Origin of the sequence: Mesorhizobium sp. BR1-1-2 (assembly GCF_020165435.1) — a bacterium.
Classification (GTDB): domain Bacteria; phylum Pseudomonadota; class Alphaproteobacteria; order Rhizobiales; family Rhizobiaceae; genus Mesorhizobium.
The window spans coordinates 55,757-73,993 of the sequence record NZ_JAIUID010000005.1; the positions used below are offsets into that span (position 1 = coordinate 55,757).

Below are 18,237 nucleotides of genomic sequence, written 5' to 3' on the forward strand. Positions count from 1 at the left end.
CGCCTCAGCCGGGTTTGCGTTCGACGATGTAGATGTGGTCCGCGGCCAGCACCACTTCATCGCGCTGGTTGATCACCTCGCAGCGCTCGATCACCCGGCCCGCGGCCGGCCGCTTCGGATCGTCCTCTTTGGCTGCGATGGTGGTGCGCGTGCGGATCGTATCGCCGATGAACACCGGCTTGATGAAACGCAGCCGGTCATATCCATAGGAGAAGGCAACCGGGTTGACGACGCTCGCCGTCAGTCCGATTCCGACCGAGAACACCAGCGTGCCGTGCGCGATGCGCTGGCCGAACGGCGTCGTCTTCATGAACTCGGCGTCCATATGGTGTGGGAAGAAATCGCCGGTGTGTCCGGCATGGACGATGAAGTCGGTCTCGGTAATGGTGCGGCCGCTGGTCAGCCGCGAGGAGCCGATCTCGTAGTCTTCGAAATAAATTATCTGTTCCATGTCCTGCCTTACGGCTTTTCGGCCAGCGGCGTCGCCGGCGCCGCGCTCGATTTATAGGCGGCTTCCACCAGCGCCATCGTGCTCCAGGCGTCCTCGACCGAGCTGACCAACTCGTCGTCTTCTGCGCAAGCAAAGCGTTGGACATTGGCCATGCGCCCGACAAAGGCATCGGGGAACCATTCGCCGGCGAGTGGCACGGCAATCCAATCCGTCCCGCCTTTCGGGTATATTTCCAGGACATCCGGTTCGCCGCGGGGATAGTCGAGATTGAGGCCGAGTTTGAGATAGGCCGCGCCCTCGGTGCCGCAGATGCGGAATTCGCAGGCCTGGTGCCGGCGCCCGAACTTGTGGTCATGATTGATCGACAGCGCGCAGCGCACGGTGTCGCCATAATCGAGGATGGCGCTGGTGCGCGTCTGAGCCACGGTATGGTTGGGGTGGCCGAGCGTCTTGGCGTGCACCCCTTTGGGATCGCCCAGCAATTGCCTGACGAGGTCGAGATAGTGGATCGAATGCATGGCGATCTCGACACGCGGCGCCTTGAGCAGGAATTCCCACAATTCCCAAGGCGTCGCCAGCGCCAGCCAGGCGTCGAAATCGACGACCTCCCCGAGCCATCCCTTGGCGATGGCATCCTTGAGCGCCAGCATCATCGGTGCGAAACGCAGTTGGAAATTCACCGCAGCCTTGAGCTTCCTGGAGCGGCAGATTTCGAGGATTTCGGTTGCCTCGCCCAGATAGTTGCCCATCGGCTTCTGGATCAGTGCGACCGCCCCCTCGGGAAGCGCCTTCAGGATCTCGGCATGCCGACCGGGCGGTGTCGCGAGATCGAAGATCGCATCGTTGATTCCGGCGGCTTCTTCCACGGAGCGGAATGCGTTGACACCCCATTTCTCGGCCAGCATCCGCGCCTTGGCCTGGTCTGGATCATAGAGGCCGGCAATCGGAAACTTGGCCTTCCGGTAGGCGGGAAAATGGGCATCGCCGACAATCGAACCTGCGCCAAAGGTGACGATCGGCCGGGGCTTTGTAGGCTTAGGCCAGGACTGGATGAGTGAGGCAGGGTCGAAACCGCCTTCAGTCATGATGGAAGACCTCGTCCATAGAAGCCCACCATTCGCCTTCCTTTCGGGTCGCCAGCGGCTCCTGGCAAGGCATGCAGAGGGCCCACCATTCCTGCGTCTTCGGATCGGCTGCCATCTTGGCCATGTCGGCGGCATAGTCGGTGCCATGGTATTCGAAATAGGCAAACAGCAGGTTCTCCGGCCGCTTCAGGTAGATCGAATAGTTCTTGATGTTGCAGGCCGAGATCATGGTCAGCACGTCGGGCCAGACGGCGGCATGGAGGCGCACATATTCCTCGACCTTTTCCGGCTTCAGTCCCAGAACCATTCCCATCCGCTGCATATCAGTTCTCCTATTTGATGATCGCCGTGGTGAACTCGGCGATGCTCATGGCCTTGACCGCGTCCCAGTCCCAATCGATGCCGATGCCGGGCTCGTCGGGTGCCAGCGCCTGCCCATCCTCGATGCGCATGCGCTTGCCGGTCAACTGGTCAAGCTGCGGAATGTACTCGACATACCGGCCGTTCTGAACAGCGCAGGTGAGGCTGACATGCAATTCCATAAGGAAATGCGGACAGACCGGGACGTCGAAGGCCTCCGCCGCATGCGCCACTTTTAGCCAGGGCGTGATACCGCCAATGCGACCGACATCGACCTGCACGATCGAACAGGCGCCTTTCTGCATGTATTCGCGGAAATGCCTGATGGAATAGAGCGACTCGCCGATGGCGATCGGCGTCGGCGTCGAGTTCGACAGCCTGACATGCCCATCGATGTTGTCCGCCGGCAGCGGCTCCTCGATCCAGGCGAGATCGAGTTCACGCAGCCTCGCCGCGCGGCGAATCGCCTCGTCGATGGAGAATCCCTGATTGGCGTCGGTCATGATCTCGTAGCCGTCGCCCACCGCCTTGCGCACCGCCGCCAGCCGCGCCAGATCTTCCGATCCGTGTGGTTTGCCGATCTTCACCTTCGAGCCGCGAAAGCCCTTGGCCTTGGCGGCCAGCGCGTCATCGACCAGCGCCTGCGTCTCGATGTGCAGCCAGCCGCCCTCCGTCGTGTAGAGCGGGCAGCGGTCCTTGGCGCCGCCGGCGAGCTTCCACAGCGGCAGGCCCTGTTTCTTCGCCCTGAGATCCCACAGCGCCGTGTCGATCGCGGCTATGGCTATGGCGGTGATCGCGCCGATGGTCGTTGCGTGGGTGGCGAATTCGAGATCGTGCCAGATCGCCTCGATCATGTCGGGGTCACGGCCGATCAGACGCGGCGCCAGATGGTCGGACAGGAGCCGCATCACCGACGAGCCGCCGGTGCCGATCGTGTAGCTGTAGCCGGTGCCGACGGCGCCGTCGGAATCGGTGATCGTGACGAGAGGCGTTTCCTGGCTGACGAAACTCTGGATCGCGTCCGTGCGCTTGACCTTGGGCACAAGGTCCACCATCCGAAGTTCTATCTTTTCGATTCTGGCCATGTCGTCAGCTCCGCAATGACTTTCCGGTGTTGGCAGCAAACAGATGCGCCTGCGACAGGTCGAGGCTCATGGCCACCCGCTCGCCCGATCCAAGCGGTCGTGGATTCAGCATCCGCGACACCCAGTCTGCGCCATTGAATTCGACGAATACCAGCGTCTCGTTGCCGAGCGGCTCGGTAACGGTGATCGGCAGTTCGATCTGGTGAACGTCGGCCGCACCGCCGGAACTGATACCATGGCCAGTCGGGTATATGTCGTCGGGCCGCAGCCCGAATACCACCTTGTCACCCCTGGCGATATTGGGTTTGAACTGGTTGGGCAGTGGCAGCTTTTCGCCGCTGGCGAAAACCAGTTGGCCGTCATCGATCGTCGCCTCGTGCAAATTCATCGGCGGCGAGCCGATGAAGCCGGCGACGAAGCGCGTCGCCGGCCGCCGGAACACCTCGTCGGGCGTGCCGATCTGTTCGATATGGCCGTCGCGCATGATGACGATGCGGTCGGCAAGCGTCATCGCCTCGACCTGGTCATGGGTGACATAGATCACCGTCGACCGCACCTTGGCGTGCAGCTTCTTGATTTCGGTGCGCATCTGCGTGCGCAGTTTGGCGTCGAGGTTGGAAAGCGGCTCATCGAACAGGAACACGTCGGGATCGCGCACGATGGCGCGGCCCATGGCGACGCGCTGGCGCTGGCCGCCGGAAAGCTGCGACGGGCGACGGTCGAGCAGCGTGTCGAGGCCGAGGATCGCCGAGGCTTCGGCGACGCGGCGCTCCATGTCCTCCTTGGCGGCCCCGGCGATCTTCAGGGAGAAGCCGAGGTTCTCGCGCACCGTCATGTGCGGATAAAGCGCGTAGGACTGGAACACCATCGAGATGTTGCGCGAACGCGGCGGCAAATCGTTGACGACACGGCCGCCGATCTCGATCGAGCCGGCGCTGATCTCTTCCAGCCCGGCGATCATCCTGAGCGTCGTCGACTTGCCGCAGCCGGACGGACCGACCAGCGCGATGAATTCGCGGTCCGCGATGTCGAGGTCGATGCCGTGCACGATGCCGACATTGCCGTAGCGCTTGGTCAGCTTTTGGAGGGAAACCGTTGCCATGGGATCAGCCTTTCACCGCGCCGGAGGTCAAGCCGCCGACGAGGTGTTTCTGGACGATGTAGGTGAGGGTGAGCGCCGGGATGATCATCACCACGGCGAGCGCGCACATGCCGCGCCAGTCGATGGTGAACTCGGCCGTGTAGTCGAGCAGGCCGACCGGCAGCGTCTTGGCGCTGACCGAACGGGTCAGCTGCGAGGCCAGCGCAAACTCGTTCCAGCAGGTCAGGAAAGCAAAGATCGCGGCGGACGCGATGCCCGGCCCCGCAAGCGGGAACTCCACCTGCCAGAAGGCCTGCCAGCGGGTGCAGCCGTCGATCTGGGCGGCTTCCGCGAGGTCCTTCGGCACCTGACGGAAGAAGCCGTCGATCAGCCAGATCGTAAACGGCACATTGAGCGCGACATAGGCCAGGATCAGCCCGAAATGCGTGTCGATGATGCCGAGCCGCACGTAGAGGAAGAACAGCGGCAGCGACAGCGCGATGCCCGGCACCGTGCGCGTCAGCATCAGGCCGAGGAAGACGCCCGACTTGCCGCGGAAACGGTAGCGCGCGAAGGCATAGCCGCCGGCCATGCCGATGGCCACCGCGATCGCCGTCGAGGTTACCGAGATGATCAAGGAATTGCGGAAATATTCGATGACCGGGATGCCGCCCTTGCCGATGCCTGAGAACATCGCGACATAGGCGTCGAACGAGATCTGCTGCGGGATCCACACCGGCGGCTTGGCCATGATCTCCACCGTCGGCCGCAGCGACGAAAGCACGATCCAGAGGCCGGGCAGGCAGATGGTCAGCATCGCCAGGAACAGGCCGATGCGATAGGCGATGCCCAGCAGCCGGCGCTTGAGGCGGGCGGAAGAATTCTCGTCCATCACCACTCCGCACCGATCTGCGTGCGCGCCGCGGCGAGCTTGTTGAAGAAATAGACGGTGAAGGCGATCGAAAGCAGGATCGAGAAATAGGCCATGGCGTTGGCCATGCCCATGCGCCCGTCGCTGTAGGCGGTGCGCGCCACCAGCGTCCACAAAAGCTCGGTGCGGCCGGCCGGTCCGCCATCGGTCATGATCTTGACGATGTCGTAGGCGCGCGCGACGTCGAGCGAGCGTATGGTCATGGCGATATAGGCGAAAGGCATGACGAACGGCCACGTCACATAACGGAATGTCTGCCACGGCGTGCAGCCGTCGACGCGCGCCGCCTCGATGGGCTCCTTGGGCATGGCGAGCAGGCCGGCGAGGATCAGGATGGCGAAGATCGCCGTCGACGACCAGATCTCGGCGATCGAGATGGCGATGAAGGCGAGATGGCCTTCGATCAGCCACGGAATGGCATCCCTGGTGATGCCGAGCGATTGCAGGGCGTTGTTCACCAGGCCGATATTGTCGTTGAACATGAACTTGAACTGGAAGCCGACGAGGATCGGCGAGAACATCATCGGAAACATCATCAGCGTGCGCAGGATGCGCTGGCCGCGCGTCGCCTTTTCGACCAGCATGGCGAGGCCGAGGCCCAGCAGCATTTCGAGATTGAGCGCGATGGTCAGCAGCAGAACCGTGCGGCCGAACGCCCACCAGAAATCGGCGTTCGCCAGGATCGAGAGATAATTGCGGAAGCCGACAAAGACGAAGAACGTTTCGGGCTTGGTCAGCCGGAACGGCGTGAAGCTGGAATAGAGCGACAAAAGCAACGGCACCACGACGACCGCCGCCAGCACGATGATCGCCGGAAGCAGCAGCAGGAATGGCGCGGATGGCTTGAAGCCCTTCATTGGGACCCTGTGAGTTGCATTCGATTGCCGCCTGTCGAGCCGGGCGGGGCAGGCGTCGTCATCGTGGCACACCCGAGGCAGTGCGCGCCTTAAGACGCGAGCGCCTCCCCCATGACTGATGGGGGAGGCGGCCTTGGGAGCGGTTCTACAGCTTGCCGGCGTCTTCGAGGATTTGCGTCGCCTTGGCGGCGGCTTCGTCGAGCGCCTGCTTGGACGTCTTGTCGCCGAGAATCGCCGCCTGCAATTCGGGATAGACGGCGTTCGAGATCTCGATCCATTCAGGCGTCTGCGGCACGGCGAAGGCGTGCTTGGCTTCTTCCTGGAAGGCGGAGAGAACCTCCTTCTTGTACGGATCGTTTTCGGCCTGCTTCAGGTCCCAGTCCCAGACCGCGGTGCGGGTCGGCAGCGGGCCCGCGGCGGCTTCCAGCTTCTGGCTGTCCTCGTTGGTGAGCCACCACACCAGCGATGCCGCGGCCTCCTTGTTCGGGCAGTTCTCGGTCACCGAGAAGCCATGGAAACCGGACCAGCCGGTGCGCTTGCCGGACGAGCCTTTCGGCGCGACCTTGACGCCGACATTGCCGGCGACCTTCGACGACTTCGGATCGTTGAAGAAGCCGGCCCAGCCCGGCCAGTCGAGATTGATGGCGACGGTGCCGGAGGCAAAACCCTGGCCGAGATCGTCCCAGAGATAATTGGTGGTTCCGGCCGGCACGGCCTTGGCCTTGTAGAGGTTGACGAACCAGTCGAGCGCCCGCACGCCGGCTTCGGAGTTGAAGACGGGCTTGCCGTCCTTGTCGAGATACTCGCCGCCCTCGGCTACCACCATCTCGTAGAAGCGGCCGTTGATCGCCTCTTCCTTGCCGGCGAACTGCGTGCCGTAGAAGTTGGGCGGGTTGGCGAAGAACTCGGCCTGGTCGGTGACCTCTTTCCAGGTGTCCGGCGGCACCAGATCATAGCCGTATTTCGCCTTGAACTTGGCCTTGTTGTCGGCGTTCTCGTAGAGGCTCTTCTGGTAATAGAGGGCAGAGACGTCGAACTGCGCGCGCGGCAGCATCTCCAGCTTGCCATCGATGGTCGCCGCCTTGATCGTCGACGGCACGAAGGCGTCGATCTCTTCCTTGGGCAGCAATTTGCTGAGGTCGGTATAGAGGCCGGTATATTGCGGCGCGAAGGAGGAGTGATTCCAGCCGACGCACCAGTTGGTGCTGCCCGAGGCGATGTCGGACTTCAACTCCTTGTCGATGTCGAAGCCGTTCTTCTTGGTCAGGATGTTGACCTTCGCGCCGGTCGCCTTCTCCCATTCGGGAATGCGCTCGTAGAGCTTTTCATATTGCTGGCCGCCGATCAGCTTCACGTCGACGGTAACGCCTTCGAACTTGCCGGGCAGGTCGCCGGCAAGGGCTGCGCCTGCGCCTGACGCAAGCAACAATGCGCCGGCGCACACGCCGGAAAGCAGTCTGTTCATTGGTATCCTCCCTGGGTGCGCCTCAGCGGCGACCGCAACTCGTCTGATGACAAGAAGCGCTACATTCATATACAAACAAAACATTCATGGATACGTCAAGGCGAAATTTGTTTCCGCCGGCTGCGTTCCTGCGTATATGAAGAATCGATTTCACTGGAGGGAAGCCATGGATGATAGCGAAGACGAGCGGTATCGCGCGCCTGCGCTCGACAAGGGGCTCGACATCCTGGAACTGCTGGCAGGCGTCGACGGCGGCCTGACGCAGGCGGAAATCGCCAAGAAGCTCGACCGCAGCCCCAACGAGTTCTACCGCATGCTGGACCGGCTGGTGCGGCGCGGCTATGTCACGCGGCTCGATGGTGACCGCTATTCACTGACGCTCAAGCTGTTTGGCCTGGCGCAACTGCACGCGCCGGTGCGGCGGCTGGTTTCCTATGCGACGCCCTTGATGCGGGAGCTGGCGGAGACATCGCAGCAGGCCAACCAACTTGTTGTTTTTGATCGCGGTTCCGCCGTGGTGATCGGCCAGCAGGAGGCGCCGAACTACTGGGGCATCTCGATCCGGGTCGGTGCCCACATCAGCCTCTTCGACACCGGTTCGGGACATGTGCTGCTCGCCTTCCGTTCGCAGGAGGAGCGCCAGATGATGATCTCCGAACATGTCCGCAGCACCGACAATACCGCGCAGCCGCCCGAGTTCTTTGCCCGTCTCGACCAGATCAGGGAACGGGGATATGAGATGATGGCCTCGATGCAGACCGCCGGCGTCTACAATCTGTCGGCACCGGTGCGCGGCTCCGACGGCAAGGCCATCGCGGCGCTTTCGATTCCTTACATCACCGTCGTCAACGCACCGTCCGCGCCGGACATGACCCGCACCATCGAACTGCTGCTGGCGACATGTGAAAAGCTGTCGCGTCTGGCCGGGTCGGCCGTCGGCTCATCGGTGTAATTCTTATTTGAATGAAGAATTCCTCCGTGAGATGATGTGAAAGACATAGGGAGGAGCCTTGCCATGATCGTCGACACCCACCTGCATCTCATCGATCGCTCGGCCCTACGCTACCCGTGGCTTGCCGGCGTGCCGGCACTCGATCGCGACTTCTCCTATGAGGAGTACGCCGTGGAAGCCCAGCGTGTCGGCGTCGAGCGCGTGCTGCATATGGAGGTCGATGTCGATCCGGCCGACATCGAGGCCGAGACCCAACGTATCGAAGGCCTGTCGAGACAGGCCGGCAGCATGCTGGCCGGGGCGATCGCCGCCTGCCGTCCGGAAGAGGCCGGCTTTGCGGCCTATCTGGAGCGCCAGCGAGCAAAGCCGTTCGTCAAGGGTTTTCGCCGCGTCCTCCACGTCATGCCCGACGAACTCTCGGAAGGCGCGCTGTTCCGGGACAACATCCGGCGGCTTGGCGGCACCGGGCTCACCTTCGATCTCGTCGTGCTGCCGCACCAGATTCCCAAGGCGATCGCGCTCGCCGACCTGGCGCCTGACGTCCAGTTCGTCCTCGACCATTGCGGCGTTCCGGACATCAAGGGCATCGGCGAGCACCCGTGGCGCGAACACATGAGCGACATCGCGCGGCGTCCGAACGTCGTGGCCAAGATTTCCGGCGTCGTCGCCTATGCAGATCCCGGCAGTTGGACGGTTGAGACATTGCGGCCCTATGTCGAACACACGATCGGTTCGTTCGGCTGGGATCGTGTCGTCTGGGGCAGCGATTGGCCTGTCTGCACGCTGGGTGGCGGTCTGTCGACCTGGGTGGCGGCGACCCATGCGCTGCTTGCCGGCTGCAGCGTTGCGGAACGCGACAAGCTCTTGTCGGCGAACGCCCGCAAGCTCTGGCGGCTTTAACCGGCTCTGCTTGGGGTTCTTCAGATCGTCGCCGAAACGTGCCGTTCGCGGCCGTAGAGCGAAACCAGCAGCACGATGATGAAGCCGAGTGCTGCCTGCACGGCCGAGGGCTGGAAGCCGAGCCCGATCAGCAGCGTGTTGATCTCGGTCAGCACCAGCACGCCGGCGATGGTCCCGAGATAGCTGCCGCGCCCGCCGACCAGCGCGGCGCCGCCGACGACCACCGCCGCGATGGTCTGGAACAGATAGGGCTGCCCGACATCGCCATAGGCTGAGCCGGTGAAGCCGAGCAGCAGCACGCCCGCCACCGCGGCGAAGAAGGCGCTTGCCGCATAGGTGATCACCCACATGCGGACGGGATCGATCAGCGCCAGCGGCGCGGCACCCGGATTGCTGCCGAGTGCGTAGAGCCGGCGTCCATAGGGCGTCCGCTCCAGCACCAGGACGACGAGCGCCGCCAGCACGACGAGGCAGGGCACCAGCCATGGAACCGGCAGCGGCCCGGCCGATCCGCCGATCGACACGAAGCTCGAAACCGCTTGCGGCGCGGAGCCTGAAGGGAAGCCGGCTGTCCACAAAAGCACCAGCCCTTGCACGACCATGCCGATGCCGAGCGTGACGATGAGCGGCTGGATGTCGAGGCTGCGCGCGATCAGCCCGTTGAGGCCGCCGATAAGGATCGCCAGCACGCCGACGAGGCCGCAGACCAGGACAAAATTCCAGCCGTCGCCGTAGAGTTGCGCGGCCACGACATTGGCGAAGCCGATGACGAAGGGGATCGACAGGTCGATGCCGCCCATGATGACGACCAGCGTCTGCCCGATCGAGGCGACGGCGAGCAGCGAGGCAAGCACCAGCATGGCGCGCACCGCAAACGGGCTGGAGTAGCCCGGAATGAGGATGGTGCCGGCAAGATGCAGAAGGGCGGCAACACAGAAGGCGCCGACGACACGGGCATTGGTTGTCGCGAATAGATTTCGACCAGCCATGTCAGCGCCTCCCCACGGCAAAGCGTTCCTGCAGCGCGGTCAGCATCACCGCCAACACCAGTATGGCGCCGTAGGCGATCTGCAGCACGAAGGTCGAGACGTTGAACGTCGTCAGCACGCTCTGCAGCAGGAAGATGTCGACAGCGCCGATCGCAGCACCCGCAACGCCACCACGGCCGCCGGCAAGACTGACACCGCCAAGCGCGACAGCCGCAATGGCGATCAGCGTGTAGGTCGGGCCGATGTTGGGATCGGCCGACCCGATCAGCGCGGTCAGCATCAGTCCGGCGCAGCCGGCAAGGATGCCGGTCATGACATAGGCGATGAAGCGCACGAGCGTGACGTCGACGCCGGCGGTGTAGGCAGCGCGATCATCGCTGCCGACAGCCATCAGTTGGTCGTAATAGGGGCTGCGCCGCACCAGCCACCAGAAAAGCAACATCAATGCGAGCGGCAGAAGCGAGAACGGGCCTGCCAGGGCTTTCAGCCAGGCCGGCGCCGGGCCGATCGGCGCCGGCAGGATGGTCAGCGTCACCCCGGTCAGGATCAGATAGGTGCCGAGCGTGGCTACGATCGGCTGGATGCGCACGATTGTCGCCAGGAACCCGTTCGCCGCCCCGACCAGCGCACCGATGAGCAGTGCCGCCGGAACAAGCACCAGCGGCGAGGATATTCCGGCGCGCAGAAACAGCACCTGGATCACGATGGCGTTGACGAATCCCATCAGCGGCCCGACCGAAATATCGATGCCGCCGCGCCCGGCAAGGATCACCGGGGTCGAGGCGATGGCCGCGCCGATCAGCGGCGCCGCCAGCCCAACCAGCGCACCCCAGGAGCCCGGCTGGAACCGTGCCGGGCTCAGCATCAGATTGACCGCCAGCAGGACGATCAGCAGCACGACGGCGAAGCCGACGCTTCGCCCGAAGGACAACAGGCGTGCAAAGGGTCTCATGCTGCGCGTCCGAACATGGCTGCGATCACGTTCTCGGTGGTCATCGCCAGGCCGGCGATTTCCGCCGCGACTTCATTTTCGCGGAACACCAGCACGCGATGGCAGAGAAGAAGGATCTCCTCGATCTCGCTGGACAGGATGACGAGCCCCATGCCGTCGGAAGCCAGCCCGCGAAAGACGTCGTAGAGAACATGCCGGGTCGCCACGTCGACGCCGCGCGTCGGGTCGTTGAGAAGCAGCATTGCGGGGTCCAGCGCCAGGGCCCGCGCCAAAAGCACCTTCTGCTGGTTGCCGCCGGACAGGGTGGTGATCGGCGCGTCGGGCCGGGGCGCTGATATCGACAGCCTTTCGCGATAGGCCTCGTAGCGCGCCTTGCGTGCCGCCGGGCTGATCAGGCCGAGGCGGGTATCGCGAGACAGCGTCGAGACGGCGAAATTGTCGAGCACCGACTGGGTCGGGAAAATGCCATTGGCACGCCCGCGCGGAAGATAGGCGATGCCGCTCGATACGGCCTTGCGAAAGCCGGTGATGGCGCGGGATGCGCCGGGCAGATCGAGGGTGATCGAACCGCCAAGCGGTGCGACGAGGCCGGCGAGCATTTCGAGGAAAAGCTCCTGGCCATGGCCATCCAGGCCGGCGAGCCCAACGATCTCCCCGGGAGCTATTCGCTGCATGATCGGGCTGGCGCCCGGTGCGATGACGAGGTCGCGGATGGTGAGGGCGGCGCGATCAGCCATGCGCCAGCTCCGCGGCGGTGCGTGGCGCCATCGCCTTGAGAAGTTCCGCCGGCGTCGAGGCGCCGCGCTCCTCGGTGCGCACCACGCTGCCGCCGCGAAGGATGGAGATGCGATCCGAAAGCGACGTCACCTCGTCCATGCGGTGCGTGATGAACAGGATCAGGCAGCCATCGCCGGCAAGCCTGCGCATCAGCGGAAAAACCGATTCGCGGTCGGCGAAGTCGAGTGCTGCGGTCACTTCGTCGAGTATCAGGATCTTTGGATTGCGCACGACCGCACGGGCAAGAACGACGAGTTGCTGCGCTGCGAGCGGCAACTGCCCGGCGGGCATGTCGAGCGGCACGTCGGTGACGGCGAAACGTTTGAGCGCGGCGGCTGCCCTGTCGCGCCGCTCGTTGCGGGGAACCGCGCGCCGGACCAGGCCGTCGAGGCCAAGCAGGATGTTGTCGGTGACGCTGCGGTCCGGCGCGATCAGCACTTCCTGGAAGACCGTGGCGAAGCCTTGCGCCTGGAAGGCCGAGGGGATTCCGCCCGAAAACGGCCTGCCTTGCAGCAGGACCGCGCCGCTGTCTGGCTGAACGATGCCGGACAACAGCTTGACCATGGTGCTCTTGCCCGAGCCGTTCTCGCCCAGGATGGTGTGGATCGTCCCCGCCCGGAACGCGATCGAAGCGTCCGCAAGCGCGACCGTCTCGCCATAGCGTTTGGATATGTTTCTGATTTCAAGCATGTCGAGTTTCAAAGCTGGCAAGCCGGCCATCCGAAAGGAGCCGGCTTGTCGAGGTCCTATCTGGCCCAGGCGTCACTTCGCGCAGGCGTCAGGTACTTTCGAGTAATCCCATCCCTTGGTCGGCGCCGGGTTGGAGAAATAGGCGTCGAGCCATTCTTCCGGCATCGGATCCTTGGGCGGCACCGGGAAGATCGATACGGCATCCGTCGTCATGCAGTCCTTGTACCATTGGCCGAGATCGGCGTTGTGGACCGGCGGAATCGGAATGAGCAGCGTGTTCAGCTTCGGCTTCTGGCCGTCGAGCATGCGTTCGCCGACGCGAAACAACGTTTCGGCGGTCCAGTGCGGCAGCACGGCATGGCCTTCGAAGCGGTACTTGTCGGGGTTGGCCTTCCAGTAGCCCAGGGCATCGCCGGTGATCGAACCGGTGATCAGCGGCGCCGGCCGGCCGGCTTCGGCGAAGGCTTCCGCGACGACGCGGCTTTCGCTGCCTGTCGTCCATACCGCATCGATCGGGGCCGGGTTGGTGGCGATCGCCTGCAGCACCACCGTCTTGGTGACATTGGCCGTCCAATTGCCGTTGACCGTACGCGAGACCTTCAGTTTGGAGTTCTCCGCCAACGCCTTGTCGGCGCCCTGGCGCTCCTGAACCACGATCGGGTGGCCGGCGATGCCCTCGACCAGCAGGATGCTGGCGCCATCAGGCTCGGCCTTGCCGATCGCCGTCATCATGTCGTAGCCCCAGCGCGCATAGTTGGAATCGACATTGATCGCGTTCGGGCTGGTCACCGAACCGGCGGCGGTGATGAACGGGATGCCGGCTTTGGCGGCGGCATCGATGGCGTCGTCGAGCGCTGTTGCCGAGCCCGGGATCGAGGTGATGATCGAGCACTTCTTGTCGATGAAGGCGCGGATCTGGTTGATCTGCTGGCTGGCGTCGTTGTTGGAATCCGACACTTCGAAGCTGGAGACGGTGCCGTCGGCGATCAGTCCGTCCACCAGGCGCTTCAACTCCTTGGTGACGGTGACCCGCCAGGGGTTGCCCTGGTAGGATTCCGAATGGCACCATTTCCATGGCTTGGGCGGCGGGGTGAAATTGTCCCAAGCCGATGGCAGCACCTTCTGCGGCGCGCCGTCATATTGCGCCTTGAGTTCATCGGGCAACCCGCTGATGACGCCTTGCACGTCTTCGGCAAAGGCTGTCGTTGCGAGTGAGGCGAAGGCGGTTGCGGCCACAAGGCCGCGGATCAGGCTTTTCATTGTCTCCTCCGTTCGATTTCTTCAGGCTCCTCCACCGGCAGTGCCGGTCGCCTGCGCCGGGGCGCTCTGCCGAAACAGGCGATTGAGATCGGCAATGACCTGGCTGGAACGATGCCCTGAGGTGATGCCGGAATTGACGCGGTCGGACGCGGCCTGCTGGAACGCCATGTAACCATCATGGCGAGGCCGCACCCATGCGCCCTCCAGGGTCGCGCGCGTATCGCGATAGAAATTGCCGGTCGCCGCATTGACGGCCTGATCCTCCCAGGCCGCGGCATGGCCGGGCTGTCCGCCGGCCGCGGCATAGGGGCCCCGCTGGACCTTGCCGCTGGCGAGCCAGTAGGCGAAATCGGTTGCCGCCTCTTTCTCGTTCGAGAAGGCCGACACCGCTATGCCTGTGCCGCCAAGCGCCGTGCCAACCGGGCCGCTGGCGCCGACAACAGGGATGTCGCCAAAAGCCAGGCGATGTGGGCGAAACCCGGCCATCGCATAGGAAACGTAGCCATAGATCAGCGGCGAGCAGACGATCGGGGATCCGGCCTCACCCATCCGCTCCGAGACGGCGATCGGGTCCATCTCGAGGCAGGCGGGGTCGACCAGCGCGGCAATCTCTCGCATTGTCTCGAAGACCTCGCTGCCGGCCTCGCCGTCGATGAGATCGCGCGATGGGTCGGTCGCGCAAGCATGCCCGAGATTGCCGGCGAGCGTGAAGAACACCATCATCGAATGCGGTGGCCGCAACGGCAGCAGCACGCGTCCCTGCCGGGCGAGATCGAGCACTTCGCTCCATCGCGATGGCGGTGCCTCGAGCGCATCGGGTCGCCATGCCTGTACCTGCGTCGCCGCATCGATGGGAAACGCCCACTGCCGTCCTTGCCAGGTATAACTCGGATAGGACTGGCCGACGCTACCGGAGGAAAGTGCTGCGCGTTCCGCCTCGCGGCCGGCGACATCGAGCGGCTCCAGGCAGCGTTCGGCTGTGATCTGGCCGACATGCGGATGATCGATGACGATCAGGTCATAGGCGCGCGCCAGTTCCTCGACCGGGAAGGACTCGAAGTCCTGCAGCGAACGCTTGTCCCATTCGACGGCAATGCCGGTTCTCTGCTTCCAAAGCGACGAACAGGCGACCATCGGATCATAGCCGCGCGGATGGTTCCAGGTCATGCCCCTGAGCGTGGGTTTGAGGAAGCGCGTGGTCACAGGCCGAACTCCTCGCGGATCGCGGCGCTATGCTCGCCGATGCGCGGTGCTGCCCGATCGACCTTGGCCCTGATGCCGTCGACCCTGAGCGGCGAGCTGGTGGTGAGGATCGAGACATCGTCCTCGCGCGTCACCGTCTGCAGCATGTCGAGCGACTGGAACCCTCCGCTTGCCAACATTTCCGGCCACGTCAGCACCTTGGCGCACCAGATATCGGCGGGTTCGAGAATGGCCAGCCACTCGTCGACCGTCCTGGTAGCGATCCTCTGCGCGATGATCGCCTTGATGTCGTCGCGCGCGGTGAACCACGATGCCGGCTCGTCGCGGTAAGGCTCCAATTCTTCGAGCGACAGCAGGTCGGCGAGTTTCGGGATCGGCGTCATGGCGATGGCGAGGTACCCGTCCTTGGCGGGATAGACGCCGTAAGGTGCCGACAGATAGGCATGTGCGCTGCGGAAGCTGGAGCGGCGCGGCAAACGGCGGCCGTCATTGAGATGCGTGGTGAGTACCTCGAACTGGAAGTCGACCAGCGCTTCCAAGAGGCTGGTTTCGATATGGCTGCCCTGGCCGGTGATGCCGCGCCGCACAAGGGCGGCCAGTATGCCTTGCGCGCATGCCGCGCCCGCCAGCATGTCGCCGATGGCAAGCCCGAACGGCACCGGCCCCTGGTCCTCGTCGCCGTTCAGCCACATCACCCCGGAGCGCGCCTGCGCCAGGAGATCCTGGCCGGGCCGCTTGACCCATGGGCCTTCCTCGCCATAGCCGCTGATCGAGGCATAGACCAGGCGCGGGTTGATCTTGCGGACGGCCTCGTAGTCGAGGCCGAGCCGTTCGATGACACCCGGCCTGAAATTCTGGATCAGCACGTCGGCCTTGCCCAGCAGGCCGTGCAGCGCCTTGAGATCCGCCTTGTCCTTGAGGTCGATGGCGAGGCTTTCCTTGGCCCGGTTGATGGCATGGAAAATGGTGGAATCGCCGCCGATCTCGGTGTCGCTGAGATAGAGCCGGCGCGACAGGTCGCCGCCGTCCGGACGCTCGATCTTGATGACGCGGGCGCCGAGATCGAGCAGCCTGAGCGAGCAATAAGGCCCGGACAGGAACTGGCTCATGTCGACGACGACGAGACCGGCAAGCGGCAATTCGGCTGCTGCCGGCATTTCTACTTCTCCGTCTTGCCGACGAAATCGGCAGGGTTGCGGTACTTCACCGTCTGCAGATGCTCGCAATAGAGAACGAGTTCGCCTTCGCCCTTGAACACCTCGTAGCTGGCGCGGATCAGCCCCATTTCCTTGTAGCGCGGCGTCTTGTCGAGGTTGGAGCGGATCGAATAGATCGTATCGCCGATGAAGACGGGCTTTATGAAGCGGAGCTTGTCGTAGCCATAGGAAAACGCATTGACGCAGTTGGTTGCGACGAGCCCCAAGCCAGCCGAGAAGACGAAGGCGCCCGCCACCAGCCTCTTGCCGAAAATGCCCTCTGTCTCGGCAAACATCTGGTCCTGCACGTAAGGATGGATGTCGAGCACCAGCGTGTTGAAGAGGTGGCTGTCGCCCTCCGCCATGGTGCGGCGCAACGAGCGGATTTTCTGGCCGACCGGCCAGTCCTCGTAGAACCAGTTCTCGGCGTTCCAAACCGGCAGGGCGGCATGCGCCTCGGGCATGTTGGCCGGGTGCGTCGAGGCGACGCCGACAGTCGGTGCGAAGTCGTTCATCGCTGGCTCCGGAAGCCCTGCGCGCGGCACGGCACAAGTTTCGGAACACGCATCAAGGCGCCAGATTGCACGACGTCTCCTCCCGTCAATCTTCTTTTGTAAATAGTATTTTCACATATGGGGTTGCGTTGCAAGCGAGGACAGGCGAAATTTTGGCTGTTCCGCTGCGCCCGAGCGCGAGCGGACAGGGAGGAAAACATGCGCGATGCCTGTCTGGTCTTTGTCGGCAGCCTGAACCGGGAGGCGCCCTATTTCCAAGGCGCACGCGGTGTCGGTCTCGGCGTCTACAGTTTCGACGAGGAGACGCTGGAAACACGCAAACTGGCCGAGACCAGTGACATCGACAATCCGACCTTCCTGTCGGTGACGCCGGACGGTTCGCGCCTCTATGCCAATTCGGAAGTGTTCGCCTGGCGAGAAGGAACGGTTTCTGCCTACGGCTTCGACCGCGCCTCGGGCACGCTCACTTACCTGAACAAGCAGCCGTCGCTAGGCAGCATCACCGCGCATAACACCATCAGCCGCGACGGCACGAAGCTGCTGGTCGCCAATTACGGCATGGGCGAGGGCGGTCCGGATCGCGCAGTCGCGGTCTATGGCTTCGACAGGGATGGCACCTTGTCGGCTCCTCTGGCCAGCGTTTCGCACAACGGCACCGGCCCGAACGCGGCCCGGCAGGAGCGCTCGCATGCCCATAGCGTCACCGAAACCATCGCCGGCGGAACGGCCATCGTCGCCGATCTCGGCATCGACCGGCTGGTGTCCTACCGGATCGAGCACGATGGCAATCTGACCAAACTGGCCGAATCCGCTTTGCCGCCGGGCGCCGGTCCGCGCCATCTCGCCTTGCATCCGAATGGCCGTTTCGTCTTCGTCATGAACGAGCTGGATTCGACCATCGTGTCGATGGCGCTGGACGAGGCAAGCGGCAAGCTCTCGATCATCGACGCCAGGCCGGCCGTGCCGGCCGAGGCGCGCCAGGCCAATCACTGCGCCGATATCCAGATCTCGCCCGACGGCCGCTTCCTCTACGGCTCCAACCGAGGCCATGACAGCGTGGTCATCATGGCCGTCGACCAGCAAAGTGGCGCGCTGAGCCTCCTCGGCTATGTCCCTTGCGGGGGCGCCACGCCGCGCAACCTGGCGCTTACGCCGTCAGGCGGCCATCTGTTCTCGGCCAACCAGAATGCAGACCGCATTTCGATTTTCGCCCGCGATGCCGAGAGCGGTGGGCTGACCGACACCGGCCGTGCCATCGCGATCGGCACGCCGATGTGCGTCAAGATCGTGCGGTGAACCGTGCGCAACATCGGCATCGAAGCCTCGGACTGAAACGGGCCGGAGCTCAGGCCGGGAGATCCGGGTTGACGGATTCCTTCGGGCCTTCGCCGGCGCGCCGTTGAGGGAGCCTTGAACGCAAAAACCCGCCTGTGCGGCGGGTCTCTGGCGCAACTCAGCACCATAGATAAATATCTACCATAGCTGCCT

At 63.8% G+C, this 18,237-nt stretch carries 19 protein-coding genes; 3 read left to right on the forward strand and 16 right to left on the reverse strand.

What is annotated here, in order from left to right:
* Window positions 1-4 precede the first annotated feature (4 nt).
* The 8 genes from LB551_RS12855 to LB551_RS12890 form a co-directional block, all read right to left on the reverse strand.
* Window positions 5-451 (reverse strand): MaoC/PaaZ C-terminal domain-containing protein, encoded by a 447-nt coding sequence (locus LB551_RS12855; RefSeq protein WP_140551264.1) that lies wholly within the window; start codon window positions 449-451, stop codon window positions 5-7.
* An 8-nt stretch (window positions 452-459) separates the two neighbouring features.
* A complete protein-coding gene (locus LB551_RS12860) occupies window positions 460-1,536 on the reverse strand; it encodes a Gfo/Idh/MocA family protein (protein ID WP_224659407.1) in 1,077 nt (358 codons plus the stop codon).
* On the reverse strand, window positions 1,529-1,858 hold the full coding sequence (locus LB551_RS12865) for an L-rhamnose mutarotase (RefSeq protein WP_224623567.1): 330 nt from the start codon (window positions 1,856-1,858) through the stop codon (window positions 1,529-1,531). Before LB551_RS12865 ends, LB551_RS12860 begins: the two co-directional genes overlap by 8 nt.
* 10 nt (window positions 1,859-1,868) lie before the next feature.
* Window positions 1,869-2,981, reverse strand: coding sequence for a mandelate racemase/muconate lactonizing enzyme family protein (locus LB551_RS12870; RefSeq protein ID WP_224659408.1), 1,113 nt, complete (start codon window positions 2,979-2,981; stop codon window positions 1,869-1,871).
* A gap of 4 nt (window positions 2,982-2,985) precedes the next feature.
* On the reverse strand, window positions 2,986-4,083 hold the full coding sequence (locus LB551_RS12875; RefSeq protein ID WP_224659409.1) for an ABC transporter ATP-binding protein: 1,098 nt from the start codon (window positions 4,081-4,083) through the stop codon (window positions 2,986-2,988).
* 4 nt (window positions 4,084-4,087) lie between these two features.
* On the reverse strand, window positions 4,088-4,954 hold the full coding sequence (locus tag LB551_RS12880) for a carbohydrate ABC transporter permease (RefSeq protein ID WP_224659410.1): 867 nt from the start codon (window positions 4,952-4,954) through the stop codon (window positions 4,088-4,090).
* Window positions 4,954-5,850: a carbohydrate ABC transporter permease gene (locus tag LB551_RS12885; RefSeq protein ID WP_224623565.1), complete on the reverse strand. Its 897-nt coding sequence runs from the start codon at window positions 5,848-5,850 to the stop codon at window positions 4,954-4,956. The genes LB551_RS12880 and LB551_RS12885 overlap by 1 nt, the downstream gene beginning before the upstream one ends.
* A 145-nt stretch (window positions 5,851-5,995) precedes the next feature.
* Window positions 5,996-7,315: an ABC transporter substrate-binding protein gene (locus tag LB551_RS12890; RefSeq protein WP_140655549.1), complete on the reverse strand. Its 1,320-nt coding sequence runs from the start codon at window positions 7,313-7,315 to the stop codon at window positions 5,996-5,998.
* A gap of 166 nt (window positions 7,316-7,481) precedes the next feature.
* Here LB551_RS12890 and LB551_RS12895 point away from each other — a divergent pair, with 166 nt between their 5' ends.
* Both LB551_RS12895 and LB551_RS12900 read left to right on the forward strand, forming a co-directional pair.
* Window positions 7,482-8,267 (forward strand): IclR family transcriptional regulator, encoded by a 786-nt coding sequence (locus LB551_RS12895; protein ID WP_140514524.1) that lies wholly within the window; start codon window positions 7,482-7,484, stop codon window positions 8,265-8,267.
* 63 nt (window positions 8,268-8,330) lie between these two features.
* Complete coding sequence (locus LB551_RS12900; protein WP_224659411.1) at window positions 8,331-9,167, forward strand: amidohydrolase family protein; 837 nt, start codon at window positions 8,331-8,333, stop codon at window positions 9,165-9,167.
* A gap of 20 nt (window positions 9,168-9,187) precedes the next feature.
* Here the strand turns inward: LB551_RS12900 and LB551_RS12905 are convergent, their stop codons facing one another.
* The 8 genes from LB551_RS12905 to LB551_RS12940 all read right to left on the reverse strand — a co-directional run bounded on the left by LB551_RS12905 (window position 9,188) and on the right by LB551_RS12940 (window position 16,749).
* A complete protein-coding gene (locus LB551_RS12905; RefSeq protein WP_140551255.1) occupies window positions 9,188-10,156 on the reverse strand; it encodes an ABC transporter permease in 969 nt (322 codons plus the stop codon).
* 1 nt (window position 10,157) lies between these two features.
* Entirely contained in the window at window positions 10,158-11,108 is a 951-nt protein-coding gene (locus LB551_RS12910; protein WP_224659412.1) for an ABC transporter permease, read from the reverse strand.
* A complete protein-coding gene (locus LB551_RS12915) occupies window positions 11,105-11,845 on the reverse strand; it encodes an ATP-binding cassette domain-containing protein (RefSeq protein ID WP_224659413.1) in 741 nt (246 codons plus the stop codon). The genes LB551_RS12910 and LB551_RS12915 overlap by 4 nt, the downstream gene beginning before the upstream one ends.
* Window positions 11,838-12,575: an ATP-binding cassette domain-containing protein gene (locus tag LB551_RS12920; RefSeq protein WP_224659414.1), complete on the reverse strand. Its 738-nt coding sequence runs from the start codon at window positions 12,573-12,575 to the stop codon at window positions 11,838-11,840. Before LB551_RS12920 ends, LB551_RS12915 begins: the two co-directional genes overlap by 8 nt.
* Before the next feature lie 72 nt (window positions 12,576-12,647).
* Complete coding sequence (locus tag LB551_RS12925) at window positions 12,648-13,835, reverse strand: ABC transporter substrate-binding protein (protein WP_224659415.1); 1,188 nt, start codon at window positions 13,833-13,835, stop codon at window positions 12,648-12,650.
* Window positions 13,836-13,856: 21 nt separating this feature from the next.
* Window positions 13,857-15,002, reverse strand: coding sequence for an ABC transporter substrate-binding protein (locus LB551_RS12930; protein ID WP_224659706.1), 1,146 nt, complete (start codon window positions 15,000-15,002; stop codon window positions 13,857-13,859).
* Window positions 15,003-15,034: 32 nt separating this feature from the next.
* Window positions 15,035-16,195 carry a CaiB/BaiF CoA transferase family protein gene (locus LB551_RS12935; protein ID WP_224659416.1) on the reverse strand — a complete coding sequence of 387 codons (1,161 nt, stop codon included), beginning with the start codon at window positions 16,193-16,195 and terminating at the stop codon, window positions 15,035-15,037.
* Between the two features lie 2 nt (window positions 16,196-16,197).
* The gene (locus LB551_RS12940) at window positions 16,198-16,749 is read right to left on the reverse strand and encodes a MaoC family dehydratase (protein WP_140551249.1); all 552 of its coding nucleotides are present in this window, start codon (window positions 16,747-16,749) and stop codon (window positions 16,198-16,200) included.
* A 198-nt stretch (window positions 16,750-16,947) separates the two neighbouring features.
* On the opposite strand from LB551_RS12940, the gene LB551_RS12945 reads away from it, so the two are divergent.
* Window positions 16,948-18,045 (forward strand): lactonase family protein, encoded by a 1,098-nt coding sequence (locus LB551_RS12945; RefSeq protein WP_224659417.1) that lies wholly within the window; start codon window positions 16,948-16,950, stop codon window positions 18,043-18,045.
* Window positions 18,046-18,237 lie beyond the last annotated feature (192 nt).

Coding starts and splice junctions, on each gene's coding strand:
- LB551_RS12855 (WP_140551264.1), bottom strand. CDS start 451: ATGGAACAGATAATTTATTTCGAAGACTACGAGATCGGCTCCTCGCGG.
- LB551_RS12860 (WP_224659407.1), bottom strand. CDS start 1,536: ATGACTGAAGGCGGTTTCGACCCTGCCTCACTCATCCAGTCCTGGCCT.
- LB551_RS12865 (WP_224623567.1), bottom strand. CDS start 1,858: ATGCAGCGGATGGGAATGGTTCTGGGACTGAAGCCGGAAAAGGTCGAG.
- LB551_RS12870 (WP_224659408.1), bottom strand. CDS start 2,981: ATGGCCAGAATCGAAAAGATAGAACTTCGGATGGTGGACCTTGTGCCC.
- LB551_RS12875 (WP_224659409.1), bottom strand. CDS start 4,083: ATGGCAACGGTTTCCCTCCAAAAGCTGACCAAGCGCTACGGCAATGTC.
- LB551_RS12880 (WP_224659410.1), bottom strand. CDS start 4,954: ATGGACGAGAATTCTTCCGCCCGCCTCAAGCGCCGGCTGCTGGGCATC.
- LB551_RS12885 (WP_224623565.1), bottom strand. CDS start 5,850: ATGAAGGGCTTCAAGCCATCCGCGCCATTCCTGCTGCTGCTTCCGGCG.
- LB551_RS12890 (WP_140655549.1), bottom strand. CDS start 7,315: ATGAACAGACTGCTTTCCGGCGTGTGCGCCGGCGCATTGTTGCTTGCG.
- LB551_RS12895 (WP_140514524.1), top strand. CDS start 7,482: ATGGATGATAGCGAAGACGAGCGGTATCGCGCGCCTGCGCTCGACAAG.
- LB551_RS12900 (WP_224659411.1), top strand. CDS start 8,331: ATGATCGTCGACACCCACCTGCATCTCATCGATCGCTCGGCCCTACGC.
- LB551_RS12905 (WP_140551255.1), bottom strand. CDS start 10,156: ATGGCTGGTCGAAATCTATTCGCGACAACCAATGCCCGTGTCGTCGGC.
- LB551_RS12910 (WP_224659412.1), bottom strand. CDS start 11,108: ATGAGACCCTTTGCACGCCTGTTGTCCTTCGGGCGAAGCGTCGGCTTC.
- LB551_RS12915 (WP_224659413.1), bottom strand. CDS start 11,845: ATGGCTGATCGCGCCGCCCTCACCATCCGCGACCTCGTCATCGCACCG.
- LB551_RS12920 (WP_224659414.1), bottom strand. CDS start 12,575: ATGCTTGAAATCAGAAACATATCCAAACGCTATGGCGAGACGGTCGCG.
- LB551_RS12925 (WP_224659415.1), bottom strand. CDS start 13,835: ATGAAAAGCCTGATCCGCGGCCTTGTGGCCGCAACCGCCTTCGCCTCA.
- LB551_RS12930 (WP_224659706.1), bottom strand. CDS start 15,002: ATGACCTGGAACCATCCGCGCGGCTATGATCCGATGGTCGCCTGTTCG.
- LB551_RS12935 (WP_224659416.1), bottom strand. CDS start 16,195: ATGCCGGCAGCAGCCGAATTGCCGCTTGCCGGTCTCGTCGTCGTCGAC.
- LB551_RS12940 (WP_140551249.1), bottom strand. CDS start 16,749: ATGAACGACTTCGCACCGACTGTCGGCGTCGCCTCGACGCACCCGGCC.
- LB551_RS12945 (WP_224659417.1), top strand. CDS start 16,948: ATGCGCGATGCCTGTCTGGTCTTTGTCGGCAGCCTGAACCGGGAGGCG.